Origin of the sequence: Aquibium microcysteis, from assembly GCF_014495845.1 — a bacterium.
In the GTDB taxonomy this organism is placed as follows: Bacteria; Pseudomonadota; Alphaproteobacteria; order Rhizobiales; family Rhizobiaceae; genus Aquibium; species Aquibium microcysteis.
Genome location: NZ_CP061080.1, coordinates 2,234,367 through 2,256,476, shown reverse-complemented (window position 1 = coordinate 2,256,476; position 22,110 = coordinate 2,234,367). Strand labels below are relative to the sequence as shown.

At 68.4% G+C, this 22,110-nt stretch carries 22 protein-coding genes; 11 read left to right on the top strand and 11 right to left on the bottom strand.

What is annotated here, in order from left to right; genetic code table 11:
* Positions 1–101 precede the first annotated feature (101 nt).
* Positions 102–854 carry a hypothetical protein gene (locus IAI54_RS29285; protein WP_420838273.1) on the top strand — a complete coding sequence of 251 codons (753 nt, stop codon included), beginning with the start codon at positions 102–104 and terminating at the stop codon, positions 852–854.
* Here IAI54_RS29285 and IAI54_RS10455 read toward each other — a convergent pair.
* The gene (locus IAI54_RS10455) at positions 836–1,765 is read right to left on the bottom strand and encodes a metallophosphoesterase family protein (protein ID WP_187972281.1); all 930 of its coding nucleotides are present in this window, start codon (positions 1,763–1,765) and stop codon (positions 836–838) included. The genes IAI54_RS29285 and IAI54_RS10455 overlap by 19 nt on opposite strands.
* A gap of 53 nt (positions 1,766–1,818) precedes the next feature.
* On the opposite strand from IAI54_RS10455, the gene IAI54_RS10450 reads away from it, so the two are divergent.
* On the top strand, positions 1,819–2,319 hold the full coding sequence (locus tag IAI54_RS10450) for an NUDIX domain-containing protein (RefSeq protein WP_187972280.1): 501 nt from the start codon (positions 1,819–1,821) through the stop codon (positions 2,317–2,319).
* On the opposite strand, the gene IAI54_RS10445 is transcribed toward IAI54_RS10450, so the two are convergent.
* Entirely contained in the window at positions 2,310–3,320 is a 1,011-nt protein-coding gene (locus IAI54_RS10445) for a glutathione S-transferase family protein (protein ID WP_187972279.1), read from the bottom strand. The two genes, IAI54_RS10450 and IAI54_RS10445, sit on opposite strands and share 10 nt — an antisense overlap.
* 285 nt (positions 3,321–3,605) lie before the next feature.
* On the opposite strand from IAI54_RS10445, the gene IAI54_RS10440 reads away from it, so the two are divergent.
* A complete protein-coding gene (locus tag IAI54_RS10440) occupies positions 3,606–4,151 on the top strand; it encodes a GNAT family N-acetyltransferase (protein ID WP_187972278.1) in 546 nt (181 codons plus the stop codon).
* A gap of 10 nt (positions 4,152–4,161) precedes the next feature.
* Here IAI54_RS10440 and IAI54_RS10435 read toward each other — a convergent pair whose 3' ends face one another.
* From IAI54_RS10435 to IAI54_RS10420, 4 genes are read right to left on the bottom strand one after another with little or no spacing between them, the layout of a single operon-like run.
* Positions 4,162–6,231 carry a hypothetical protein gene (locus tag IAI54_RS10435; protein ID WP_187972277.1) on the bottom strand — a complete coding sequence of 690 codons (2,070 nt, stop codon included), beginning with the start codon at positions 6,229–6,231 and terminating at the stop codon, positions 4,162–4,164.
* A gap of 31 nt (positions 6,232–6,262) precedes the next feature.
* A complete protein-coding gene (locus IAI54_RS10430) occupies positions 6,263–9,109 on the bottom strand; it encodes a DUF4159 domain-containing protein (RefSeq protein ID WP_187972276.1) in 2,847 nt (948 codons plus the stop codon).
* Positions 9,106–10,020 (bottom strand): DUF58 domain-containing protein, encoded by a 915-nt coding sequence (locus IAI54_RS10425; RefSeq protein ID WP_187972275.1) that lies wholly within the window; start codon positions 10,018–10,020, stop codon positions 9,106–9,108. Before IAI54_RS10425 ends, IAI54_RS10430 begins: the two co-directional genes overlap by 4 nt.
* Positions 10,020–11,027 carry an AAA family ATPase gene (locus IAI54_RS10420; RefSeq protein WP_187972274.1) on the bottom strand — a complete coding sequence of 336 codons (1,008 nt, stop codon included), beginning with the start codon at positions 11,025–11,027 and terminating at the stop codon, positions 10,020–10,022. The genes IAI54_RS10425 and IAI54_RS10420 overlap by 1 nt, the downstream gene beginning before the upstream one ends.
* 144 nt (positions 11,028–11,171) lie before the next feature.
* On the opposite strand from IAI54_RS10420, the gene IAI54_RS10415 reads away from it, so the two are divergent.
* The 3 genes from IAI54_RS10415 to IAI54_RS10405 are packed head-to-tail and all read left to right on the top strand — an operon-like array spanning position 11,172 to position 13,740.
* Positions 11,172–11,840 (top strand): DUF1285 domain-containing protein, encoded by a 669-nt coding sequence (locus IAI54_RS10415; RefSeq protein WP_187973106.1) that lies wholly within the window; start codon positions 11,172–11,174, stop codon positions 11,838–11,840.
* 2 nt (positions 11,841–11,842) lie between these two features.
* Positions 11,843–12,472, top strand: coding sequence for a CoA pyrophosphatase (locus IAI54_RS10410; RefSeq protein WP_187972273.1), 630 nt, complete (start codon positions 11,843–11,845; stop codon positions 12,470–12,472).
* Positions 12,469–13,740 (top strand): CCA tRNA nucleotidyltransferase, encoded by a 1,272-nt coding sequence (locus IAI54_RS10405; RefSeq protein ID WP_187972272.1) that lies wholly within the window; start codon positions 12,469–12,471, stop codon positions 13,738–13,740. The genes IAI54_RS10410 and IAI54_RS10405 overlap by 4 nt, the downstream gene beginning before the upstream one ends.
* Positions 13,741–13,894: 154 nt before the next feature.
* Here IAI54_RS10405 and IAI54_RS10400 read toward each other — a convergent pair whose 3' ends face one another.
* The 4 genes from IAI54_RS10400 to hemF form a co-directional block, all read right to left on the bottom strand.
* On the bottom strand, positions 13,895–14,080 hold the full coding sequence (locus IAI54_RS10400) for a DUF1059 domain-containing protein (protein ID WP_187972271.1): 186 nt from the start codon (positions 14,078–14,080) through the stop codon (positions 13,895–13,897).
* Positions 14,081–14,183: 103 nt separating this feature from the next.
* Positions 14,184–14,552, bottom strand: coding sequence for a type II toxin-antitoxin system VapC family toxin (locus tag IAI54_RS10395; protein WP_187972270.1), 369 nt, complete (start codon positions 14,550–14,552; stop codon positions 14,184–14,186).
* Positions 14,549–14,746: a type II toxin-antitoxin system VapB family antitoxin gene (locus IAI54_RS10390; protein ID WP_187972269.1), complete on the bottom strand. Its 198-nt coding sequence runs from the start codon at positions 14,744–14,746 to the stop codon at positions 14,549–14,551. The genes IAI54_RS10395 and IAI54_RS10390 overlap by 4 nt, the downstream gene beginning before the upstream one ends.
* Positions 14,747–14,803: 57 nt before the next feature.
* Positions 14,804–15,718, bottom strand: coding sequence for an oxygen-dependent coproporphyrinogen oxidase (hemF, locus tag IAI54_RS10385; protein WP_187972268.1), 915 nt, complete (start codon positions 15,716–15,718; stop codon positions 14,804–14,806).
* Between the two features lie 232 nt (positions 15,719–15,950).
* Here hemF and IAI54_RS10380 point away from each other — a divergent pair, with 232 nt between their 5' ends.
* Complete coding sequence (locus tag IAI54_RS10380; RefSeq protein WP_187972267.1) at positions 15,951–16,211, top strand: hypothetical protein; 261 nt, start codon at positions 15,951–15,953, stop codon at positions 16,209–16,211.
* 10 nt (positions 16,212–16,221) lie between these two features.
* On the opposite strand, the gene IAI54_RS10375 is transcribed toward IAI54_RS10380, so the two are convergent.
* A complete protein-coding gene (locus tag IAI54_RS10375; protein ID WP_187972266.1) occupies positions 16,222–16,671 on the bottom strand; it encodes a tRNA (cytidine(34)-2'-O)-methyltransferase in 450 nt (149 codons plus the stop codon).
* 530 nt (positions 16,672–17,201) lie between these two features.
* Here IAI54_RS10375 and IAI54_RS10370 point away from each other — a divergent pair.
* From IAI54_RS10370 to petA, 4 genes are all read left to right on the top strand, one after another.
* On the top strand, positions 17,202–19,049 hold the full coding sequence (locus tag IAI54_RS10370; protein ID WP_187972265.1) for an ABC transporter ATP-binding protein: 1,848 nt from the start codon (positions 17,202–17,204) through the stop codon (positions 19,047–19,049).
* Positions 19,050–19,103: 54 nt separating this feature from the next.
* Positions 19,104–20,996: an ABC transporter ATP-binding protein gene (locus IAI54_RS10365; protein ID WP_187972264.1), complete on the top strand. Its 1,893-nt coding sequence runs from the start codon at positions 19,104–19,106 to the stop codon at positions 20,994–20,996.
* A 6-nt stretch (positions 20,997–21,002) separates the two neighbouring features.
* On the top strand, positions 21,003–21,305 hold the full coding sequence (locus IAI54_RS10360) for a DUF6665 family protein (protein ID WP_187972263.1): 303 nt from the start codon (positions 21,003–21,005) through the stop codon (positions 21,303–21,305).
* A 239-nt stretch (positions 21,306–21,544) separates the two neighbouring features.
* Positions 21,545–22,108, top strand: a complete 564-nt coding sequence (gene petA / locus IAI54_RS10355; protein ID WP_187972262.1) for a ubiquinol-cytochrome c reductase iron-sulfur subunit — start codon at positions 21,545–21,547, stop codon at positions 22,106–22,108.
* Positions 22,109–22,110 lie beyond the last annotated feature (2 nt).

Below are 22,110 nucleotides of genomic sequence, written 5' to 3'. Positions count from 1 at the left end.
CTTCTGCCCGTGCGTTTACGATGCCGCGAATTCGCCTTTTGTTCGCCGGTGCGGCTGTGTTAACGTTCGGTTAATTGTGTGCAGGCGCGTGGAGCCATCGGATGAACGACAGGGACAGCGTCGCTGACCGCCAGGGACGGCTCTCGCAGGCGATCCGCGAGATCAGGATCGCGGCGGCCGAGCGCGAGGACGTCGTCGTCGACATGCGCGAGGCCGCCCGGATGCGGCTGGAACTGCTGGCGCAGGAGCTGGCGCCCGTCTTCGCCGAAGTGCCCGACGAGGAGATCCTCTTCGACTTCGCCATTTCCTCCGGGCTGCAGCCGCGGCTCTGGATCGACGCGGTCAGCCATGTCGCCATGGGCCGCGACCGCCGGACCTACCGTTTCGTCCGCGACACGCGGATGGGCCGCATCGTGCTCGCCGAATCGACCGACATGCGGCCCGTGGCGCAGCAGGTCACCCGCTACATCGCCGAGCGGATGGTCGAGCGGCAGCGCTGGCTCGACGGTCCCGTGGAACCGGTGCTGGCGCAGCGCGACCGCGCGCCGGCCAATGATGGATCGTTCCGGTCTGCATCGCGCGGCCGCGGGCGGCAGAGCGCGCACGGCGACGTCCCGCCGCCGCCCCGGGATGGCCGGCAGGGGGGCTCGCTCCTGTCCTATGCAAGCCGGGGCCACGATGCGGAGGAAGAGCTGAGGGAGGAGGAAAGGCCATACCGGATGGCGCCGCGCCCCGGGCGGCTGCGCGCCTTCCTTTCCGGCGCGGGAGTGGTCCTTGCAGGCGCGCTCGCCGGCCTCGCCGTGCTCGCGGCCGTCTACTACGATCGCATCACCGCCTACTTCGCGTCGAACTGAGGCGACGCGAACAGATCCGTCGGCGTCCCTCCCTCGACTTTCAGGACCGGGAACTGGCCTCTGATGCCACGGCGCGAATGCATCACGCGCCAGGCGCCGGGTTTGCCGTCGATCTCGACGAGATTGTACTGTGCCGGCTGCTTTTCCCCGGCAGTTCCCTGGCCCGCGGCGGTGACCCCCAGCACGGGCACGCGGTGACCCTTGCCGCGGATCCACGACAGGGTCGGGTCGTGCGTGTGCCCGTGCAGGACGAGTTCGGCGCCGTGCCGGGCGACGATCTTCTGGAACAGTCCGATGCCGTAGAGGCGCTTGTGGGCCGTGGTGAGGCCGCGCACCGGAGGATGATGGATCATCACGATCCGGAAGAGGCCGCGCGCGGCGGCGATGTCGAGCAGCGTGGCCACACCCGCGGCCTGTTCCTCCCGGAAGGTGCCGAGCGCCAGGAACGGTGCCGTGGCATGAGCGGACGAAACCCCGATCAGCGCCACGTCGCCACAGGTTCGCAGGTAGGGAAAGCCGGATTCGCTGAGGCGAACGGGCGTCTTCTCGCCGGTCATCCAGGGCCGCCAGGCCCTGCAGGCCTTGTGAAGCGCGCCCGGAACGTAGGCGTCGTGGTTCCCCGGCACGACCGAGAGGCGGTCGGGCTCGCCTGCCATCGCCAGCCATTCGCGGGCGACGTCGATTTCGGCGTCGAGCGCGAGGTTGACGAGGTCGCCGGTAACTGCGAGGTGGTCGACGCCATGCCGGGCGATGTCCTGCAGCAGGGCGTCGGTCACGCCGTTGTGGATCGCCTTGCGGCGGTTCCGCTGCCAGTTGACGTAGCCTGTGATCCGCTTGGAGGCGAGTTCGCGGTAGGAGATATCCGGCAGGGGACCGAGATGCAGGTCTGAGAGATGCGCGAGACGGAACATCGCAACCTTCTAGGACAGGGATCGCGAGCGATCCAGTGCGAATGGCGGCGGCGATGAGCCGCCCCGACGACGCCGGACCATTCGGCCGCAGCCGGCTCGCGCGCCTGCGCGGACGCCTGTTCCACGTCTGGTTCCTGCTGCGGCGGCCGATGACGCTCGGCGTGCGGGCGCTCGTCTTCAACGAAGCGGAACGCAGCGTGTTCCTCGTCCGGCACACCTACGTGGCGGGATGGCAGCTGCCGGGCGGCGGTGTCGAGACGGGCGAGACGCTGGTGGAAGCGCTGCGGCACGAACTCATCGAGGAATGCAACATCGAGATGCGCGGTCCGCCGAGGCTGGCGGCGATGTACTACAACCGCGCCGCCAGTCGCCGAGACCATGTCGCGCTCTACGTCGTCAGCGACTTTCACCAGACCGCTCCGAAAATCGCCGACAAGGAGATCGCCGAAGGCGCGTTCTTCCGCCTCGACGCGCTGCCGGAGGGCACCACGCGCGCCACGCGCGCGCGGTTGGCCGAACAGCTCGAGGGTCTGCCGCCATCGCCCTACTGGTAGGCGGTGCCGCCGGCTTCCGTCCGGTCGAAGCGGTCGCGGTCGTGCGGCAGGGCATAGTCGATCGCCGGCCCGCGCGGCACGATGCGTGTCGGATTGATGGTCTCGTGGCTGCCGTAGTAGTGATGCTTGATGTGGTGAAGATCGACGGTTTCGGCCACGCCCGGCACCTGGAAGAGGTCGCGGGTATAGTTTCGGAGGTTGGGGTAGTCGGCGATCCGGCGCAGATTGCACTTGAAGTGGCCGACATAGACCGGGTCGAAGCGCACCAGCGTGGTGAACAGCCGCCAGTCGGCCTCGGTCAGGGTGTCGCCCGCCAGGTAGCGGTGCTTCGACAACTGCTCCTCCACCGCGTCCAGCGCGCCGAAGAGTTCGTCGAAGGCCTCGTCGTAGGCCTCCTGGGTCGTGGCGAAGCCGCAGCGATAGACTCCGTTGTTGATCGCCCCGTAGACGCGCCCGTTCCAGGCATCGATGTCTCCGCGAAGCCGCTCGGGATAGAAATCCACCGACGCGTCGCCCCAGGCGTCGAAGGCCGTGTTCAGCATGCGGATGATCTCGGAGGATTCGTTGGAGACGATGGTCTCCTCCTGCTTGTCCCACAGCACCGGCACCGTGACGCGGCCCGAATAGGCGGGATCGGCCCTAGTGTAGATCTGGTGCAGGAACTGCGAGCCGTACAGGGTGTCGCCCGTGGAACCGTCGCGCTCGACGAATGTCCAGCCGTCCTTGCCCATGAAATGGTCGACGATCGAGACGGAGATCACGTCCTCGAGCTTCTTCAGCGCACGGAAGATCAGGGTGCGGTGCGCCCATGGGCAGGCGAGGGAGACGTAGAGATGATAGCGGCCGGGTTGCGCCTTGAACCCGCGCGTGCGGCCCTGTCCCGGGACGCCGTCGGTGGTGACGAAATCCCTGAACTGCGATTCGGAGCGCTGGAAGCGCCCGCCGCTCTTCGAGGTGTCGTACCACTTGTCCTGCCACGTTCCGTCGACCAGCAATCCCATCGATCGTCTCCCTTTCGCTCCGCCCTAACCTAGGCAGCTTGCGCACCCACCCCAACGGCCCGGGGTCTGAACAGTTCGTCACCCGGCACCATGGAACGAAGCGACTTAATCAATTGCCGATGGACGATGCCGTGAAATGATGGTAGCGAGCCAAGGCCTGAGAGGAACGACCGTGTCCCCAACCCGTATCGCACGACGACGAATGAGCGCCCGCGCCTGACCGGCGCCGATGTTTCGCGTCTTGCCGCCCCTGCGGCATCCATCCCGACGATACGGACGAATCCCATGCACGAGATCAGCTATCTGGCCGAAACGGCCGCGCACGACCATGAGATCGAGGAGATCAACGCCGAGGCCTTCGGTCCCGGACGCTTCGCGCGCGCGGCCTACAAGATCCGCGAGGGCGGGCCGCACGAGCGGGCGCTGTCCTTCGTCGCAACCCATGACGGCCGCGTGATCGCCACGGTACGGCTGACGCGCATCGCGGTGGGGCAGGGACGTTCGCTGCTGCTCGGCCCGCTCGCCGTGCGGCCCTCGTACAAGGACCTCGGCATCGGCCGCAGGCTCGTGCGGATTGCGATCGACGCCGCGCGCAATACCGGCTGGTGCTCGGTCATGTTGGTGGGCGACGAGCCCTATTACGGCCCCCTCGGCTTCCGGCAGGTGCCGATCGGCCAGATTTCGATGCCGCGCCCGGTGGACTACCGCCGGCTGCTGATCCACGAGATCGAGGCCGGCGCGCTGGAGACGCTGACGGGCGAGATGCGGCACGCCGATTGCGTGGCGCCAGCGCCGGCGGCGGCCGTCGGACGCCTGGCTGCGGCGGGCTGAAGGTCGGTCTCTACCGCCCCTCGCGCCACCACATCGAGCCAAGCGCCAGCAGAAGCAGGCCGAGACCGAGGAAGCCGCCGAACAGCGGCACGCGGTCGACCGACCGGAGGATCGAATCCTCGGTCGTGCGCAGCCCGATCCAGTCTCGGCCCGCGGTTGCGCCCGTCGCGCGCACCGGAACGATACCGGGCATCGACAGGCCGCCGGCGAAGCCTTCCAGCCGCCGCACGCTGCCGCCGGTGGCCTCGGCCAGCGGCTGAAGCACCTCGGTCGTCGAGACGGTTTCGGCGAACTCCAGCGCGTTCACGGGCCCGACATGGGCAAGCGTGGCGAGATCGCCGTTGGCCACCTGGTAGAGGCCGATGTCCGCGACGACCGTGCTGGCGGTGAAGATGCCCGGGCTCTCGGCTTGCAAGGGCACGTCGATGCGCGCACCGGCCGGCGTGATGACGCTGGCCACGCCCGGGTCGTCGCTCATCGACTGGCGGCGGATGTCGAGCGTCATGCCGCGTCCGGAGGCGGTGAGGCGTTCCTCCTCCAGTTCCGGCTCCTTCATCAGCCAGTGCGCGATGCGCCGGTAGAGCGAGACGTGCGGGCCGCCACCCTCGAAGCCGCGCGCCCAGAGCCAGCCCTGGTCGGACAGGAACATGCCGACACGGCCCTCGCCCTTGCGGTCGAGGATGAGCAGCGGCTGGTCGTTCGGGCCGTCCATGACCACCTGGCCCTCGGGACGGTCGATGCCGATCAGGCGGAACCAGCGGCTCCAGGCAGGTGGCTCCTGCCCGGAGCCTTCCAGCCCGCGCGTAACGGGATGGCGCTGCCCGGTCTCGGTCAGGCGCGGGTAGAAGCCCTGCTCGATCACCTGTCCGGTGGGCAGGCCGGGCAGCGCCGCCATCAGCGGCGTGCGCGAGATCGACTGGGCGCCGGCATATTCCGGCCCGGCCGCGACCAGCAGCGCGCCACCGTTCTCCACGTATTCCGCGATGTAGTCGTAATAGAGGATCGGCAGCACGTCGCGGTGCTGGTAGCGGTCGAAGATGATCAGGTCGAAGTCGTTGATCTTCTCGACGAAGAGCTCGCGCGTCGGGAAGGCGATCAGCGACAGGTCGTTGATGGGCGTGCCGTCCTGCTTCTCGGGCGGCCGCAGGATGGTGAAGTGGACGAGATCGACGGCGGCATCCGACTTCAGGAGGTTGCGCCAGGTGCGCTCGCCGGCATGCGGCTCGCCTGAGACCAGCAGCACGCGCAGGTTCTCGCGGATGCCGTCCACCAGCGCGATGGCGCGGTTGTTGGTGTCGGTGATCTCGCCGTCCAGCCGGTCGATCGACAGTTCGACGATGTTGCGCCCGGCGCCCGGCACGATGATCTCGAGCGACATCTCCTCGCCGACGATCGCCGTCTCAACCGCCACCTGTTCGCCGTTCACGCTGACACGGACGTCGACCGCCTCCTGGCCCCCGGCCGTGTCGGTGACGCGGTAGGTCATGGCGAGCGGCCGGTCGACGATGCCGAAGCGCGGTGCGTTCTCGAAGCGCACGCGCCGGTCGCGCTCGTCCTCCGAGCCGGTGATCAGCGCATGGAGAGGCGCGTTCGACCCCTCCAGGCGCGCCGGCACGTCGTGGACCTGTCCGTCGGTGACGAGGATCGCTCCGGCGACCCGCGACTGCGGCACGTCGCGCAGCACGCTGTCGAGCGCGCCGAAGAGCCGCGTCTCGGTTCGGTCCTCGGTCTCGCTCGCCCGTCCGGCCTCGACGACACGCACGTCGAACTGCGGGAAGCGGGCGAGCCTCGCCTTCAGTTCCTCGACGGCAGCGTCCGTCGTGGCGGCCCTGTCACCGATCTCCTGACTCTGGCTGCGGTCGGCGACGATCGCCACGACGCTCTGCAACTGCTCGCGCTCCTCGTCGAGCAGGACGGGGTTGAGCAGGGCCAGCGCGAGCGCGGCCATCGCCGCCGCCCGGAACGGCGCGCCGCGCTGGCGCAGCACGAGGCCTGCGAGAGCCAGGAGAGCGAGCGGCACGAGAACGGCGCCGAGCCATGTCCAGTCGAGCAGCGGCTCGAAGGCGATGGACCAGTTCATGTCGGTCTCCCCGCGGCGCCAGTGGAGCGGATCATTGGCCGAGCCTTTCCAGCAGGATCGGAACGTGCACCTGGTCCGACTTGTAGTTGCCGGTGAGCATGTACATCATGATGTTGACGCCGGACCGCAGCGCGTAGACGCGCTGCATGGGGTCGGCGGGCACGGTCGGCAGGAGCGGATCACCGCTGGAATCGATTGCCCAGGCGCCGGCGAAATCATTGGCGGTGATCATGATCGGCGAGACGCCGTCGCCCGTCCGCACCGGTCGCTCCTCGATGTTGGATGCGTCGAGCGAAGCCTCCACCCAGAGCGGACTGCCATTGTAGCGGCCCGGGAAGTTCTGCAGGATATAGAAGGACTTGGTCAGCACATGGTCGTCCGGCACCGGCTCCAGCGGCGGCACGTTGAGACCGGCGACGATGTCGCGCAGTCGCCGTGTGGCGGGGCTGGCGGAACCGGACAGGCCGATGCCCGTCGAGAACTGGTCGCGCGTGTCGAAGAGAACCGTTCCGCCCTGCTGCATATAGGCGTCGACGCGGGCGACGGCGGCGTCGCTCGGCATGGGCGCGGTCTCGTCGATCGGCCAGTAGATCAGCGGATAGAAGGAGAGCTCGTCTGTCTCCACGTCGACGCCCGCCGGCTCGCCCGGCTCCAGCGCGGTCTTCTCGATCAGGAACCGTGTCAGCCCGGTCAGTCCGGCGCGGCTGACCGCATCGACGGATGCATTGCCCGTCAGCACATAGGCGATGCGCGTCCTGGAGATCGCCTCGACCGCATCGACGTCGTTCATTCCGCCTTCCGGGGCGGCGTCCTGCGCCAGCGCCCGTCCCGGCGCCGGAAGCACGAGCCCGAGCGCGGCGAGCGCGATCAGTCCCGCCGCGGCGCTGCCCTGCCGTCGCCGGCCGATCCGGCCGCCGCGCCGGAAGATGCCGCCCATCCAGAACACGGCGAGCGTGTCGAGCACCATCAACGCCAGGGCGAGCGCGACCAGCAGGCCCTTGAGATCGCGGGACTCGTCGGCAGCGTAGGCGAATTCACTGACCGGCAACGGCGTCTCGGGCCGCACGATCGGGCTGAGCACCGCGTCGGCGGCGAGCAGGTTGTGCGCGACCACGCCTTCGTCGGTGCCGTAGAGCCCCGGCGGATTGGCGATGGTGACGCCCCGCACGACGCCTGCGCCCACGGGGAGGGGTTCTGCATCCGGCGGCGGCGGCACCAGCGCCCCATTGGCGGCTATCATGCGATAGGGGGCGAGCGACTGCTCACCAGAGCGCCCGGACGCGTCGATGACGCCCTGGTTGCGCGACAGTTGCACGACCCGGCGCAGCATTTCCACGAAGCTTCCGGAAATCGGCAGGTTCGACCATGTCGCCTCCGGCGTGACGTGGAAGAGCACCAGCGTGCCGTCGCCGCGGCGGGCACCCGTCACCAGCGGCGTACCGTCGGCCAGGCTCGCCCAGGTATGCTCGAAGAGATCGGGCGTCGGCTCGGCCAGCACCTGGCGGGCGACGGAGACCTCGCGCGGCGGCGTCAGATCGGCGAAGGGGCCGCTCGCGGGGAACTCCGCCACGGCCTGCGGCTCGGTCCACGACAGGGATCCGCCCATCGAGCGCTCGCCGAGGCGCAGACGCACCGGCAGCAGTTCGGGATCGTTCTCTGCCGCGGCGAGCCGGGATCCGGCGAAGCGGACGAGCGTCCCGCCTTCGTTCAGCCACTCGATCAGCGCGTCGCGGGCATCGTCCGGCAACGTGCCGACGTCGGCCATCACGATCATCGCCGGCTTCTGCTCCAGGATCTGCGGGATCGCTTCGGCGAGGTCCGGTGTCGTCGGCTCGACGAGGTCGGCGAAGGGCTGCAGCGCGCGGCGGATGTAGTAGAGCGGCGACAGCAGCGGCTGCGCCTGATCGGCCTCCGACTGCGAGATCAGGCCGACTCGGCGGCGCTTCGAATTCTCGTCGAGGAGGCGCACGGCTGCAGCCTGGCTCTCGCCGTCGAGACGGATGGCGGCGAAGTCGTTGCGCAGTTCGAACGGCACGCGGATTTCGCCGACGGCCGTCGTCTCCCCCGGGCCGAAGGAAAAGACGGTGTCGGCGATACGCCGCCCGCGATCGTCGAAGGCGCCGCCCGTGATCTGCCGCGGAGCGGGGTCGCCGGCCGGGCGCACCGCCGTGGCGAGAAAGGCTTCGGGCTGGTTGTCGACGGCCGTCAGCCCTGCCATCGCCAGGCGGTCGGGCTCGATCCAGACGAGCCGGCCGGCGTTCTCTCCGAGCAGGGCGGAAAAGGCTGCCTGGTCGCCGGCGGTGGCAAGCCCGTCGGACAGCACCGCCACGGTGGCGCCGGGCGCCGTCTCGATGACGGCGGCGACGCGGCCGTAGACGCTTGCGCGATCGACCGGAACGGGACGTGGTTCGGCGGCGCGGAGACGGTCGACGGCCTGCTCGGCGTCGAAGGGGCCGATCTCGGCGTTCGGCTTGTCCGCCGTGAAGGCGAGGATGACCGGCGCTTCCGAGGCGCCGGCGTCGGCGATCAGCCGCTCCGCGGTGGCAACGCGCAGCTCCCAGTCGCCGGCGGTCGCCCAGCCATTGTCCATGACGATCGCGACCGCGCCGCCGCCCGTCTGCAGGCGCTCGCGCGGATTGAAGACCGGATCGGCGAGGGCGAAAATCACCAGCGCCGCCATCAGGAGGCGCAGGAGCGTCAGCCACCACGGACTCTGGTGCGGCGTCTCCTCGGGCTTCAGCACCCGCATCAGGATGCGCAGCGGCGGAAACACCTCGGTCTGCGGCTTGGGCGGCGTCAGCCGCAGGAGCCACCAGATCACAGGCAGCGCCAGCAGGCCGAACAGGACCAGCGGCTGGCCGAAGGCGAGGAAACTCATCGCGCGCCTCCCTGTCCGATGCCGCCCGACATCGCCATGTGCAGGCGGACCAGCGCCTCGGAGGCGAGCCGGTCGGTGTGGTTGACCGTATAGCTCCAGCCGAGCCGGGTGCTCCAGGACATCAGAGCCTCGCGCCGCGCGACGTAGAGACGGCGATATTCCTGCGACAGCGTCTCGGCGCGGCCGGCGGTGTATTTCTGCTGCGTCTCGGGATCGACGAACTCGGTCCGGCCTGAATAGGGGAAGGTCTCTTCGGCCGGATCGGCGATCTCGACCAGATGCACGCGGACGCCGTGCCTTGCCAGCACGTCCAGCCACTCCATCGTCTCCTCGACCGGGTCGAGGAAATCGCTTGCGACGACGAGGTCGGAGAAGCGGCGGATGCCAAGGAGATCGGGGCGCGCGGGCACGTCCGCGGCCTGGGCCAGCACGGCCGCCAGACGCTCGGCGCCGTTGCGGGCCGTAAAGGGATCCGACAGGCTAGGCCAGGCGATGCGCTCGCCGCTGCGCGACAGGAGCTCTGCCATCGCCAGCACCAGCACCAGCGCGCGCGATTCCTTCGAAACGCTCGCCGACGCGGACTTGTAGAGCATGGACGGCGAGGGATCGGCCCAGAGCCAGACCGTGTGGGCGGCTTCCCATTCGCGGTCGCGCACGAAGGTGTGCTGGTCGTCGCGAGCGGAGCGGCGCCAGTCGATTCGCGACACGGCCTCGCCTTCGACATAGGGACGGAACTGCCAGAAATTCTCGCCGACGCCCCGCCGGCGACGGCCGTGCCAGCCGGAGATCACCGTGTTGGCGATGCGGCGCGCGTCGACCAGGAGGTCGGGAACGAGCGAGGCCCGCAGCCTGCCGCGCGCCAGCGCGTCGCGCGTGGTGACCGGAGCGGTCTGCTCGCCTATTCGGGCCATCAGGCGGATGCTTTCACCAGGCGGGCGATGACGTCCCTGACGTTCATGCCTTCGGCGCGCGCGGCGAAGGTCAGCGCCATGCGGTGCTGCAGGACCGGCTCCGCCAGGGCATGGACGTCGTCGACCGAGGGAGCCAGCCGCCCGTCGTAGAGGGCACGGGCACGGGCACAGAGCGTCAGCGCCTGGCTGGCGCGCGGGCCGGGTCCCCAGGCGACATGCTTGTCGGTCTCCTTGTTTCCGCTGCCCGGTCGCGCCGAGCGGACCAGCGTGAGGATCGCCTCGACCACGCTCTCGGGAACCGGCATGCGCCGCACCAGCGTCTGGATCGCCCGCAGCCGCTCGGCCGACAGCACGTTCTCGGCGCGGCCGTCGGCCATGCCTGTCGTTTCGAGCAGGATGCGGCGCTCGGCTTCCAGTTCGGGGTAGAGGATGTCGACCTGCATCAGGAAGCGGTCGAGCTGCGCCTCGGGCAGGGGATAGGTGCCCTCCTGCTCCAGCGGGTTCTGCGTGGCGAGCACGTGGAACGGCGCCGGCAGATCGTGCCGGGCGCCCGCGACGGTGACGTGGTATTCCTGCATGGCCTGCAGCAGCGCCGACTGGGTGCGCGGGCTGGCGCGGTTGATTTCGTCGGCCATCAGCAGCTGGGCGAAGATCGGCCCGGGCAGGAAGCGGAAGAACCGTTTCCCGGCCTCGTCCTGCTCCATGACTTCGGAGCCGAGGATGTCGGAGGGCATCAGGTCGGGGGTGAACTGGACGCGGCGCGGGTCCAGCCCGAGCACGGTCCCGAGCGTCTCGACGAGCTTCGTCTTGGCAAGTCCGGGCACGCCGACCAGCAGGGCATGGCCGCCGGCCAGGATCGCCACCATGGTCCGCTCGACGACGATCTCCTGACCGAAGATCACCTTGCCGACACCTTCCCGGACCCGGGCGAGATCGGCGAGGGCGGCTTCCGCCTCGGCGATCATGTCCGCATCACTGATCGCCTTGTCTTTCGCCATAACGCCCATGCGTGAGTTCCTCTGCTGTATCCGCGAACCAAGCGCCTGTCCCCGTCGATCCCCCGATCCGCGCCTTCCCTGCGTGTTCACGGAACCGAACTTAAATCAGCCCCGCAGGCTGACAAGCGAAACGGGAGTGACTATTTCGTGACCATGGCCGACCCTGAACACGAATCCAAGAGCGACCTCGGCGACGCCCCCATCCACGGCGGCGAAGGCGGCGGATTGAAGGCGGCTGCCGATCCGGCGGGATTGGCGGCACTGGTCTCGCGCGCGGCGCGGGCCGGAAAAGGTCCGCCGCCGGTCGAACGGTGGAATCCGGCCTTCTGCGGCGATCTCGACATGGAGATCCGCGCCGACGGGACCTGGTTCTACATGGGCACGCCGATCGGCCGGCCTGCGCTGGTCCAGCTGTTCTCGAGCGTCCTGCGCAAGGACGAGGACGGCAGGACCTATCTCGTCACTCCCGTCGAGCGCGTCGGCATCCGCGTCGTCGACGCGCCTTTCGTGGCGGTGGAGGTCGACGTCGCGGGCGAGGGCCGCGACAGGATCATGACCTTCCGCACCAATGTCGGTGACGTCGTGGAGGCCGGGCCGGACCATCCGATCCGTTTCGTCGACGAGCCGGAGACCGGCGGACTGAAGCCCTATCTCATGGTGCGCGGCCGGCTGGAGGCTCTGGTGTCGCGGCCGGTGATGTACGAACTCGTCGAGCACGGCGAGGAGATCGAGGTCGACGGGAGGGCGATGTTTTCCATCCGTTCGAAGGGATGCGTGTTTCCCATCATGCCGGCCGCGGAGCTGGAAAGGCTCAGCCGCTGATCATGGATGCCGCGCTGACCAGATCCTTCTCCGCCGCGGATTTCCGCCGTCGTGCCGCGCGCGAGCAGGCACCGCATGCGGAAGAGTTCGGGGATCACGTGCTGAACCCGTCGATCGCGCACCTGATCCGGCCGGCTGCGCTGCGGGACGCGGCGGTGCTGGTGCCGGTCGTCGACCGCGGCGAAGATGCGACGCTGCTTCTGACCAAGCGTACCGAGAAGCTGCGCAGCCATTCCGGCCAGATCGCCTTCCCGGGCGGCCGGATCGATCCCGAGGACGAGACGGCAGTCCATGCTGCACTGCGCGAGGCGGAGGAAGAGATCGGGCTCGACGGCGCCTTCATCGAGGTCGTCGGGCGAATGCCGGACTACGTGACCGGCAGCGGCTACCGGATCGCGCCCGTTCTGGCGGTCGTGCGTCCGGGCTTCCTGCTTACCATCAATGCCGACGAGGTGGACGACGCCTTCGAGGTGCCGCTCTCTTTCCTGATGGATCCTGCCAACCATCGTCGCGAAAGCCGGGTCTGGCAGGAGCAGGAGCGATTCTTCTACACGATGCCGCATGGCGACCGCTACATCTGGGGCGTCACCGCCGGCATCATCCGCACCATCTGGGAAAGACTCTACGCGTGAGCACCGCCTCCATCGCCGACCGCGCGCCCTGGCTGAAGGACGAGGCGCTGCAGCGCCTGCTGGCCGTGCTCTCCGCAGATGGCGAAGAGGCCCGCATCGCGGGCGGCGCGGTGCGCAACGCGCTTCTGGGCGAAGACGCCGGCGACATCGACATCGCCAGCACGACCCTGCCGGACGAGACGATCGCCCGCGCCGAGCGCGCAGGCTTCAAGGCTGTTCCGACGGGCTACGAGCACGGCACGGTCACCGTCATCGCCGCCGGCGTCCCGCACGAGGTCACCACGCTGCGCGCCGACGTCGAGACCGACGGCCGCCGCGCGAAGGTGCGCTTCGGCCGCGACTGGTCGCAGGACGCGGCGCGGCGCGACTTCACCATCAACGCGCTTTACGCGACGGCCGATGGGACCGTGATCGATCTCGTCGGCGGGCTCGCCGACATCGGGACCCGGACGCTGCGCTTCATCGGCGATCCCGAGGACCGCATCCGCGAGGATTATCTGCGCATCCTGCGCTTCTTCCGCTTCTTCGCCCGCTACGGTGCCGGCCGGCCCGATGCCGCCGGCCTGAAGGCCTGCGCGCGGCTGAAGGAGGGGCTCGACGGACTGTCGGCGGAGCGTGTCTGGATGGAGCTGAAGAAGCTGCTGTCGGCCGCCGATCCGTCGCGGGCGCTGCTCTGGATGCGGCAGTCCGGCGTTCTGACCCGCGTCCTGCCCGAGAGCGAGAAATGGGGCATCGACGCCGTGCACGGCCTCGTCGCCGCCGAGCGCGACCTCGGATGGGCGCCGGACCCTCTGCTGCGGCTGGCCAGTATCGTGCCGCCGGATCCGGTCCGGATCGCTGCACTCGCGCTGCGGCTGAAGACCTCCAATGCCGATCGCGACCGTCTGATCGCCTGGGCGGCGGCACCGTCGATCGCGCCGACGATGGTGGAGGGCGAACTCGCCAGGCTCGCCTATCGGGCCGGCCGCGGCGGCATCGCCGACCGGCTGGCGCTGGCCCTTGCCGGCGCCCGCGCGCGGGCCGCCGGCGAGGACACGGCAATGGTGGAGGCCGGCGGCTACTGGCGGCTGCGCCGCTTCCTCGCGGGCTGGACCCCACCGGTGTTCCCGCTTTCGGGGGCGGATCTGATCGCCATCGGCGTCCCGGCAGGTCCGAAGATGGGCAATCTGCTGCGCGACCTGGAGGAGGCCTGGGTCGACGCCGGCTTCGCGCCCGACAAGGCGGGGCTGCTCGAACGGGCCGAAAGCCTTAAGAGTCAATACCTTTGAGCAAAGCCCTGCCGGATCGAATCCGGCGCAGCGCGATGAGGACAAGACGCCTCGGAGGCGCGCGGAGAGGGCTTGACGATCTGCCTCTCCGCCGAAAGGACCCGGCCGGAGCCTCCCTCCCGCCGGGCCATGAGCGCGTCACGCAGATGCGCCCTCAGGCGGCGTCGCGCCGCTTCTCGATGCGCGAGCGGATGGCGTCGATCATCGTCTCGCGGATGACCGTCTCGCCATGGTCGATGCGCATGTGCTCGACCGCGCGCCGCATCACCTCGGCCTCTTCCTCGTGCCTTGTGTGCCAGTCGCAGCCGGGAACCAGCGTCCCGCAGTGGAATTCCTTCATGACTTCCTCCTGTGGTTTCTCGTCGTTGACAGCGGCATCCTAACACAGGATGCGGCGTTTTGTTGCTTCGCCTCGTGGCCTGGACGGCCGCGGTGCTGCGGGATCAGCCATGCAGATACTTTATCCCCAGATGGTAAGCAGCAGCATCCAGTCGCCGATCACGGGTCCATAGCAAGGTACCGGGCGCCAGAAGACAGGAAGCGACAAGATGCAAGTCGACGTATCCGATCCCCAAGCTGAAGAGTTTCCGCTCTTCCAGGAGGAATAGAACTTCCTCGTGTTCGGCAAGGGGGGCTTGCGGAAGCGATGACAGGCTTTCGAGGACGAACTGACGATCCCGCAGGCTTCCGAGCGCGATCTCTCCGACGACGAATGGGTGACAGAGAGTCTCGCCGTTATCCAGAAGTCTGCTGAGCCTCGGCAGTTCCTGTCTGATGTGATCGACCCAGATGACGGAATCCACGAGAATCATTCTGCCGCGGGACGCCGCCGGTCCGGGATCTCCAGATCGGGCTGGCTACCTCCAAGCTTGGCTAGGCGTCTCGCCGCTTCACGTTCGACAAGGGCTTTGAGGGCTGCCTCGATAAGCGCCGATCTTTCATTGATGCCGCTGAAACGCTGCGCCTGTTCGAGCAGCACATCATCCAGGGTGACCGTCGTGCGCACCGGCGCCTCCTGATGTCCAGCATCGAAAATAGCATCGATCGATACCGGTTTCCATGCCTACGGCCACTTCACCATCGGCGGCATGGACGACAGGATCGACTTGACGTTGCCGCCGGTCTTCAGGCCGAAAGTGGTGCCGCGATCGTAGAGCAGGTTGTATTCGACGTAGCGGCCGCGGCGGACGAGCTGCTCGTCGCGATCCTGATCCGTCCAGGCCTGGTTGAAGTTGCGGCGCACGAGCGTCGGGTAGATCGCGGCGAAGCTCTCGCCGACGTCGCAGGTGAAGGCGAAGTCGGCGTCCCAGCCGCCGGTCTCGGCGGGCGAGTGCAGCCAGTCGTAGAAGATGCCGCCGATGCCGCGCGGCTCGTCGCGGTGCGGCAGGTAGAAGTATTCGTCGCACCAGGCCTTCAGCTTCGGATAGTCGGCGACGGCCGCATGGCGCGCGCAGGCGGCCTGCATGGCGGCATGGAAGTCGACCGTGTCGGGATCCTCCTGGGTGCGGCGACGGTCGAGCACCGGCGTCAGGTCGGCGCCGCCGCCGAACCATTGCCTGGCCGTCACCACCATGCGCGTGTTCATGTGCACGGCCGGCACGTTCGGGTTCCACGGATGGGCGATCAGCGAGATGCCGGAGGCCCAGAAGGACGGGTTCTCCTCGCCGCCCGGCATCTGCTTGCGGAACTCGGCCGAGAACTCGCCGTGGACGGTGGACGTGTGCACGCCGACCTTCTCGAAGACGCGGCCATGCATCATCGACATGATCCCGCCGCCGCCCTTGCCCTCGTCACGCTGCCAGGGCGTGCGCTCGAAACGGCCGGGCGCGCGATCCGAGAGCGGCCCGGTCAGCTCGTCCTCGAGCGCCTCGAAGCTGGCGCAGATGCGGTCGCGCAGGGCCTCGAACCAGGCGCGCGCGGCCGCTTTCGCCGCTTCGATGTCCTCGGGCATGTCGGCCGGTATCTCGGGTCGCTGCATGGGGTCCCTCCGCGTCGCGTTCTCTTTCCTCGACGGACGACATAGGACCACCGGCCCGTTCGCCGCAAGCGGCTGTGTCCCCGCCCGCATTCTCGCGGTCCGCGCCGGGGAGGGGCTGCGGGTTTCCCGGATGCGGGGACGGTCCGTCCGGGACGGCGGCGAATCAGAAATGACTCGCAATCCGGGCGGCAGACACCTAGATTTCGAGCCACAGCAAGCGAGGAGAGGTTCTGTGCGCACACCGCCACGACCGCCGCTCGACGGACTGAAGAAGCGGCTCGACCGCCACCGTACGAACGATGCGGCCCGCCTGCCGCGCGACGGCTTCGTCCGCGAGACCTACGCGCTGCCGCGCACCGCCGCCCGCGACAAGGCGCGCGAGTGGTTCGACCGCTGGCCCAAGCAGGCCTACTGGACCGCCATCGAAAGCTGGTGCGAACGCCCGGAAGACGTCATCGAGTTCACGATGCGCCGGCTGCCGACGGCGGATTGAGGACCTCGCTCTACCGCAATGCCTCTCCTGCCGCCATCGCCGCCGCCAGCGCCAGGTTGAGGCTGCGGCCGCCGCCGGGCATCGGGATCAGCAGGCGCTCGTCGGCCGCCTCGTGCACGTGGTCGGGTGCGCCGGCGCTTTCGCGGCCGAAGAGGAGCACGTCGCGGGGGCGGTAGGCGAAGCGCGTGTAGGGCAGGGTGGCCCTGGTCGTGAACAGCAGCAGCCTGTGCCCGGTCTGCCTCCGCCATGCCTCGAAGGCTGCCCAGTCGTCGTGGCGGACGAGAGCGGCCATCTCCAGATAGTCCATGCCGGCCCGTTTCAGCGCGCGGTCCGACAGGTCGAAGCCGGCCGGGCCGATGACGTCGATCGCGATGCCGAGGCAGGCGCCGAGCCTGAGGATGGCGCCCGTGTTGCCGGGAATGTCTGGTTGGAACAGGGCGATGCGGACGTCGTCTGGCAAGGCGGTCTCCTTCCGTGGCGTGGCGCATCGGCAACAGGTCGGGCCGCCGCCGCTGGCATTCGCAGAGCAGCGGGTAGCCAAACGGCCCGAAGCAGTCTATGGGCTGTCGCGTCGTCAACGCCAACCAAGGAGGCAGGAATGGACGTCATCATGTATCCATCCCGTTTCTGCCCGCGCCACGCGCGCCCGCTCTGACGGCGGCTTCGGACCCGACGATTTCTTTCCCAGACTGACGTCATCGCCGAATCCCGCCGGACACCGTTCCGACGCCACAGGATTTCGTGCCGTGAATCACCCTCTGCGCCATCGGCCGGCTCGCCGGTCCCTCGACGGTTTCAGGCCGGCCGACGCCTTCGGCCCGGCCTGGCCGGACGACCTCCTGACAGGGCCGTGGCGGGATCCCTTCGCTGATCCGCTTGCCTCGGGCCGCGTTTCCTCCATCTTCCGGCAGGCCAGCGCGCCCGGGCGGGCCGGCCTCGCGACGCGAGTCCGCTCCCGGTTGCAAGCCCCCGTTTCGAAAGACGAATGCCATGTTCCGCTGGTTTGAGTCCCGCCTCGATCCGTTCCCGGCCGAAGAGCCGCAGGAGCCGCCGAAGACGCTCGTCGCCTTCTGCCTGCACTACACGAGAGGATCGTGGCGCTGGCTGGTGCCGTCGGCGCTGCTGATGTCGATGATCGCCATCACGGAAGTGTGGATGTTCTCCTTCGTCGGCAACATCGTCGACTGGCTGGCCGTGCGCGACCGGGAGACGTTCCTGCGCGACGAGGGCCTGACGCTGGCGCTGATGGCCGCGCTCGTGCTCGTCGGCCTGCCGCTGATGGTCACGCTGCATTCGCTGATCAACCAGCAGGTGCTGATGGGCAATTACCCGATGCGCATCCGCTGGCAGGTGCACCGCTACCTGCTCAAGCAGTCGATGACCTTCTATCAAGACGAGTTCGCCGGCCGCATCGCCACCAAGCTGATGCAGACGGCGCTGGCCGTGCGCGAATGCGTCATCAAGCTCATCGACGTGATGAACTACGTCGTCGTCTACTTCCTCGGCGTGCTGGTCATCGTCGGCTCGGCCGACTGGCGGCTGGCCGTGCCGATCGCGGGATGGCTGGTCTGCTACGTGCTCCTGATGCGCTACTTCATCCCGCGTATGGGCGAGGTCGCCGAACGACAGGCGGACGCCCGCTCGATGATGACCGGGCGCGTGGTCGACAGCTACACCAACATCCAGACCGTGAAGCTGTTCTCGCACGCCCGCCGCGAGGCCGGGTTCGCGCGCGACGGCATGCGATCCTTCCTCGACACGGTCTATGCGCAGATGCGGCTGGTGACCGGCCTCTACGGCATGCTCTACATGCTGAACTCGCTCTGCCTCTTCCTCGTCGGCGTCGTCGGCATCTGGCTCTGGCTCGGCGAGGCCGTGTCGGTCGGGGCCATCGCGGTGGCACTCGCGCTGGTGCTGCGGCTCTGGGGCATGTCGCAGTGGATCATGTGGGAACTCTCGGCGCTGTTCGAGAACATCGGCACCGTGCAGGACGGCATCAACTCGATCTCGATGCCGCGGCTGGTCGAGGACAGGCCGGAGGCGAAGGAGATCGACGTCCCACGCGGCGAGATCCGCTTCGACGACGTGCGCTTCCACTACGGCAAGCAGAAGGGCGTGATCGAGAAGCTCGCCTTCACCATCCGCCCGGGCGAGAAGGTGGGTCTGGTCGGCCGGTCGGGTGCCGGCAAGTCGACGCTGGTCAACCTGCTCCTGCGCTTCTACGACATCGAGAGCGGCCGCATCCTGATCGACGGGCAGGACATCTCCCGGGTCACGCAGGACAGCCTGCGCGCCAATATCGGCATGGTGACGCAGGACACTTCGCTGCTGCATCGCTCGGTTCGCGACAACATCCTCTACGGGCGCCCCGACGCGACCGAGGAGATGATGCTGGAGGCCGCGCGCAAGGCCGAAGCGCTGGACTTCGTCGCCACGCTCGGCGATCCGAAGGGCCGCAAGGGCTTCGATGCGCATGTCGGCGAGCGCGGCGTGAAGCTGTCGGGCGGCCAGCGCCAGAGAATCGCCATCGCGCGGGTGATGCTCAAGGACGCGCCGATCCTGATCCTCGACGAGGCGACGTCGGCGCTCGATTCGGAGGTGGAGGCGGCCATCCAGGAGAACTTGTACCGGCTGATGGAGGGCAAGACGGTGATCGCGATCGCGCACCGGCTGTCCACCATCGCGGCGATGGACCGGCTCATCGTCCTCGACAAGGGTCAGGTGATCGAGGAGGGCACGCACGAGGAACTGATCGCGCGCGGCGGTCTTTACGCCCAGTTGTGGGAGCACCAGTCGGGGGGCTTCCTTGACGCGGGCGAGGCGCAGGCGGCCGAATGACGACCACGGGGCCGCGGCCGCGGCGGCCCCGAACACCACCTCCAGAAAGGCGACATGACGACGATCAGCGACGACGACGGCGAGACGGCGGGTCTCCGCGAGAGGTTCTGGCGGCGCGTGGAAGGGGTGCTCGATCCCTTCCACGACACCGATCGCGAGGTGCTGCCGAAGGATGCCTGGAGCTTCATCCTCCATTTCGCGCGGCAGGCGCGCGGGCCCTTCGTGCTGCTCCTCGTGATGGGCGGGCTGGTCGGCGCGGTGGATGCCGCGCTGTACTGGTCGATCGGCTGGCTCGTGGACCTGCTCGACCGGTCCGACCCCGCGCTGCTCGTCGCCGAACACTGGCCCGAACTGCTCGCGCTGGTGCTGCTCGTCTTCGTCGTGCGGTCGGCCGTGCTGATCGGTTCGGCGCTGGTCGAGCAGCAGATCATCGTCCCGGCCTTCTTCTCGATGGTGCGCTGGCAGGCGTTCCGGCGGGTCATCGAACAGCCCTACGAGTTCTACCAGAACGATTTCGCCGGCCGCATCGCGCAGAAGATCATGCAGGGCGGCGAGGCCGTGGGCGACTTCATCGTCTCTGTGCTCCAGTCGATCTGGTCCTTCGTGACCTTCCTCTTCCTGGCGGCGGCGCTTCTGGCCGCACTGGATCCGCTGATGGGCGTCGTGCTGCTCGCCTGGTGTGCCGGCTACGGCCTGATCATCCGCTACCTGTTGCCCGAACTGCGCAGGGCCGGCCGCGCGACCGCCGACCAGCGCTCCATCTTCTCGGGCCGCATGGTCGATTCCTTCACCAACATCATGGCAGTGAAGCTGTTCGATTCGGGCCGTCGCGAGCACGCCTTCGTGCGCGAGGGGCTGTCGAACTACTACCGCGCCGTGACCCGGCTGACGCGCAACATCACCAGCGTGCGTGCCGCCGTGAACCTGCTCAACGGGGCGATGATGGCGGCCATCGGCGCGCTGGCGGTGATCGGCTGGACGGGCGGGACGATTTCGACCGGTGCGGTGGCGGCCGCGCTCGGCCTCGTGTTCCGGCTCAACAACATGTCGAGCTGGATGATGTTCAACATCAACGGCCTGATCCGTTCCTACGCCACCGTGCAGGACGCCACCGGAACGCTTTCGGTCGAGCCCGCGATCCGCGACCAGCCCGGCGCGGTGGCTGCACCGCGCGCCTCGGGTGACATCCGCTTCGAGAACGTGACCTTCAACTACGGCCGGGGGGAGGGCGTGATCGAAGGCCTGCACCTCCACATCCGACCCGGCGAGCGGGTCGCCCTGATCGGCCCGTCCGGAGCCGGCAAGACCACCATCGTCAATCTCCTGCTGCGGCTGTTCGACGTCGAGCAGGGCCGCATCCTGCTCGACGGCGTGGACATCCGGACGCTCACCCAGGCGTCGCTCAGGGCGCAGTTCGGCGTGGTGAGCCAGGAGCCGATGCTGATGCATCGCTCCATCCGCGACAACATCGCCTACGGCCGGCCCGGCGCGAGCGATGCCGAGATCGAGGATGCCGCCCGCAAGGCGGCAGCACTGGACTTCATCGCAGACGTGCGCGACCCGAAAGGACGCAAAGGGTTCTCCGCCTATGTCGGCGAGCGCGGGGTGAAGCTGTCGGGCGGCCAGAGGCAGCGAATCGCGATTGCGCGGATGATGCTCAAGAACGCGCCGGTGCTGATCCTCGACGAGGCGACCTCGGCGCTCGATTCGGAGGTCGAGGCGGCGATCCAGGACAATCTCGGCCGGATGATGGAGGGGCGCACCGTGATCGCAGTGGCGCATCGCCTCTCGACGATCGCCGCGCTCGACCGCCTCATCGTCCTCGATCGGGGCCGGGTGGTCGAAGAGGGCACCCATGTGGACCTGCTCGCCCGCGACGGCCTCTATGCGCAGCTGTGGAAGCGGCAGTCCGGCGGATTCCTGCCCGGCAGCCTGGCAGCGGAGTGACGGATCGTGTCACTGCGACCGCCCGATCTGAAGGCGCAGGACATCTTTCTCGATCCGCTCGGCGTCGAGATCATGGGAGAGAAGGCGTCTTCGCTCGGGCGGGCCGGCGAAAAGGTCGAGAGGGCGATCGCCGCGCTGGCTGCCCATGGCAGCGACGACGCGACGCGCCGGCGCCTGGTCGTGCAGGCTGCCGATGCCGTCTATGCCTATTTCATCCAGCGGGAACTGTGCGGTTTCCGGCGCCACCACGAGGTGATCGCGGACTACCGGATTCCGCGCGAGGTGCTTGCGAGGCTGGGAGCGCGGTAATCGCCTGCGCGATCGCGGGCGGGCAGCGGATCGATCCGTTTGCCGACGCTGCGAAAAGCCCGCGACAAACTGCCCACCTTCATGGCTATCATATGGACAAGATAAGGCATCGCGCCTAGAAACCACGCCAATCGCCGGGGGATTCCTGCCGGTCGCGTAGCCGTGGTTGCGTGATCTGGCACCCGACCTAGGGATGCGGAAGCCCGCGCCGGCGAAGAGTGGCGAGAGGAATAGGGCCCGTGAGCGCACACGACACCACTGAACCCAATCGCAGGGATTTCCTGTACGTCGCGACCGGGACCGCCGCCGTCGTGGGCGCGGCGGGGGTCGCCTGGCCGTTCATCGACCAGATGCGGCCCGACGCCTCCACGCTGGCGCTGGCGACCGTCGAGGTCGACGTTTCGGCGATCGAGGAGGGTATGTCGATCACCGCCAAGTGGCGCGGCAAGCCGATCTTCATCCGCAACCGCACGGCACAGGAGCTCGAGGAAGCGCGCGGCACGCCGCTCTCCGATCTCAAGGATCCGATCGCCCGCAACGACAACCTGCCGGCGGATGCGCCCGCCACCAGCGACGACCGCTCGGCCGGCGAAGGCCGCGAGAACTGGATCGTCATGATCGGTTCCTGCACCCATCTCGGCTGCGTGCCGCTCGGCCAGGCCGGAGACTTCGGCGGCTGGTTCTGCCCCTGCCACGGTTCGCATTACGACACGGCGGGCCGCATCCGCAAAGGTCCGGCGCCGACGAACCTTCCGATACCGACCTTTTCCTTCATTTCCGACACGACCATTCGGATCGGCTGAGA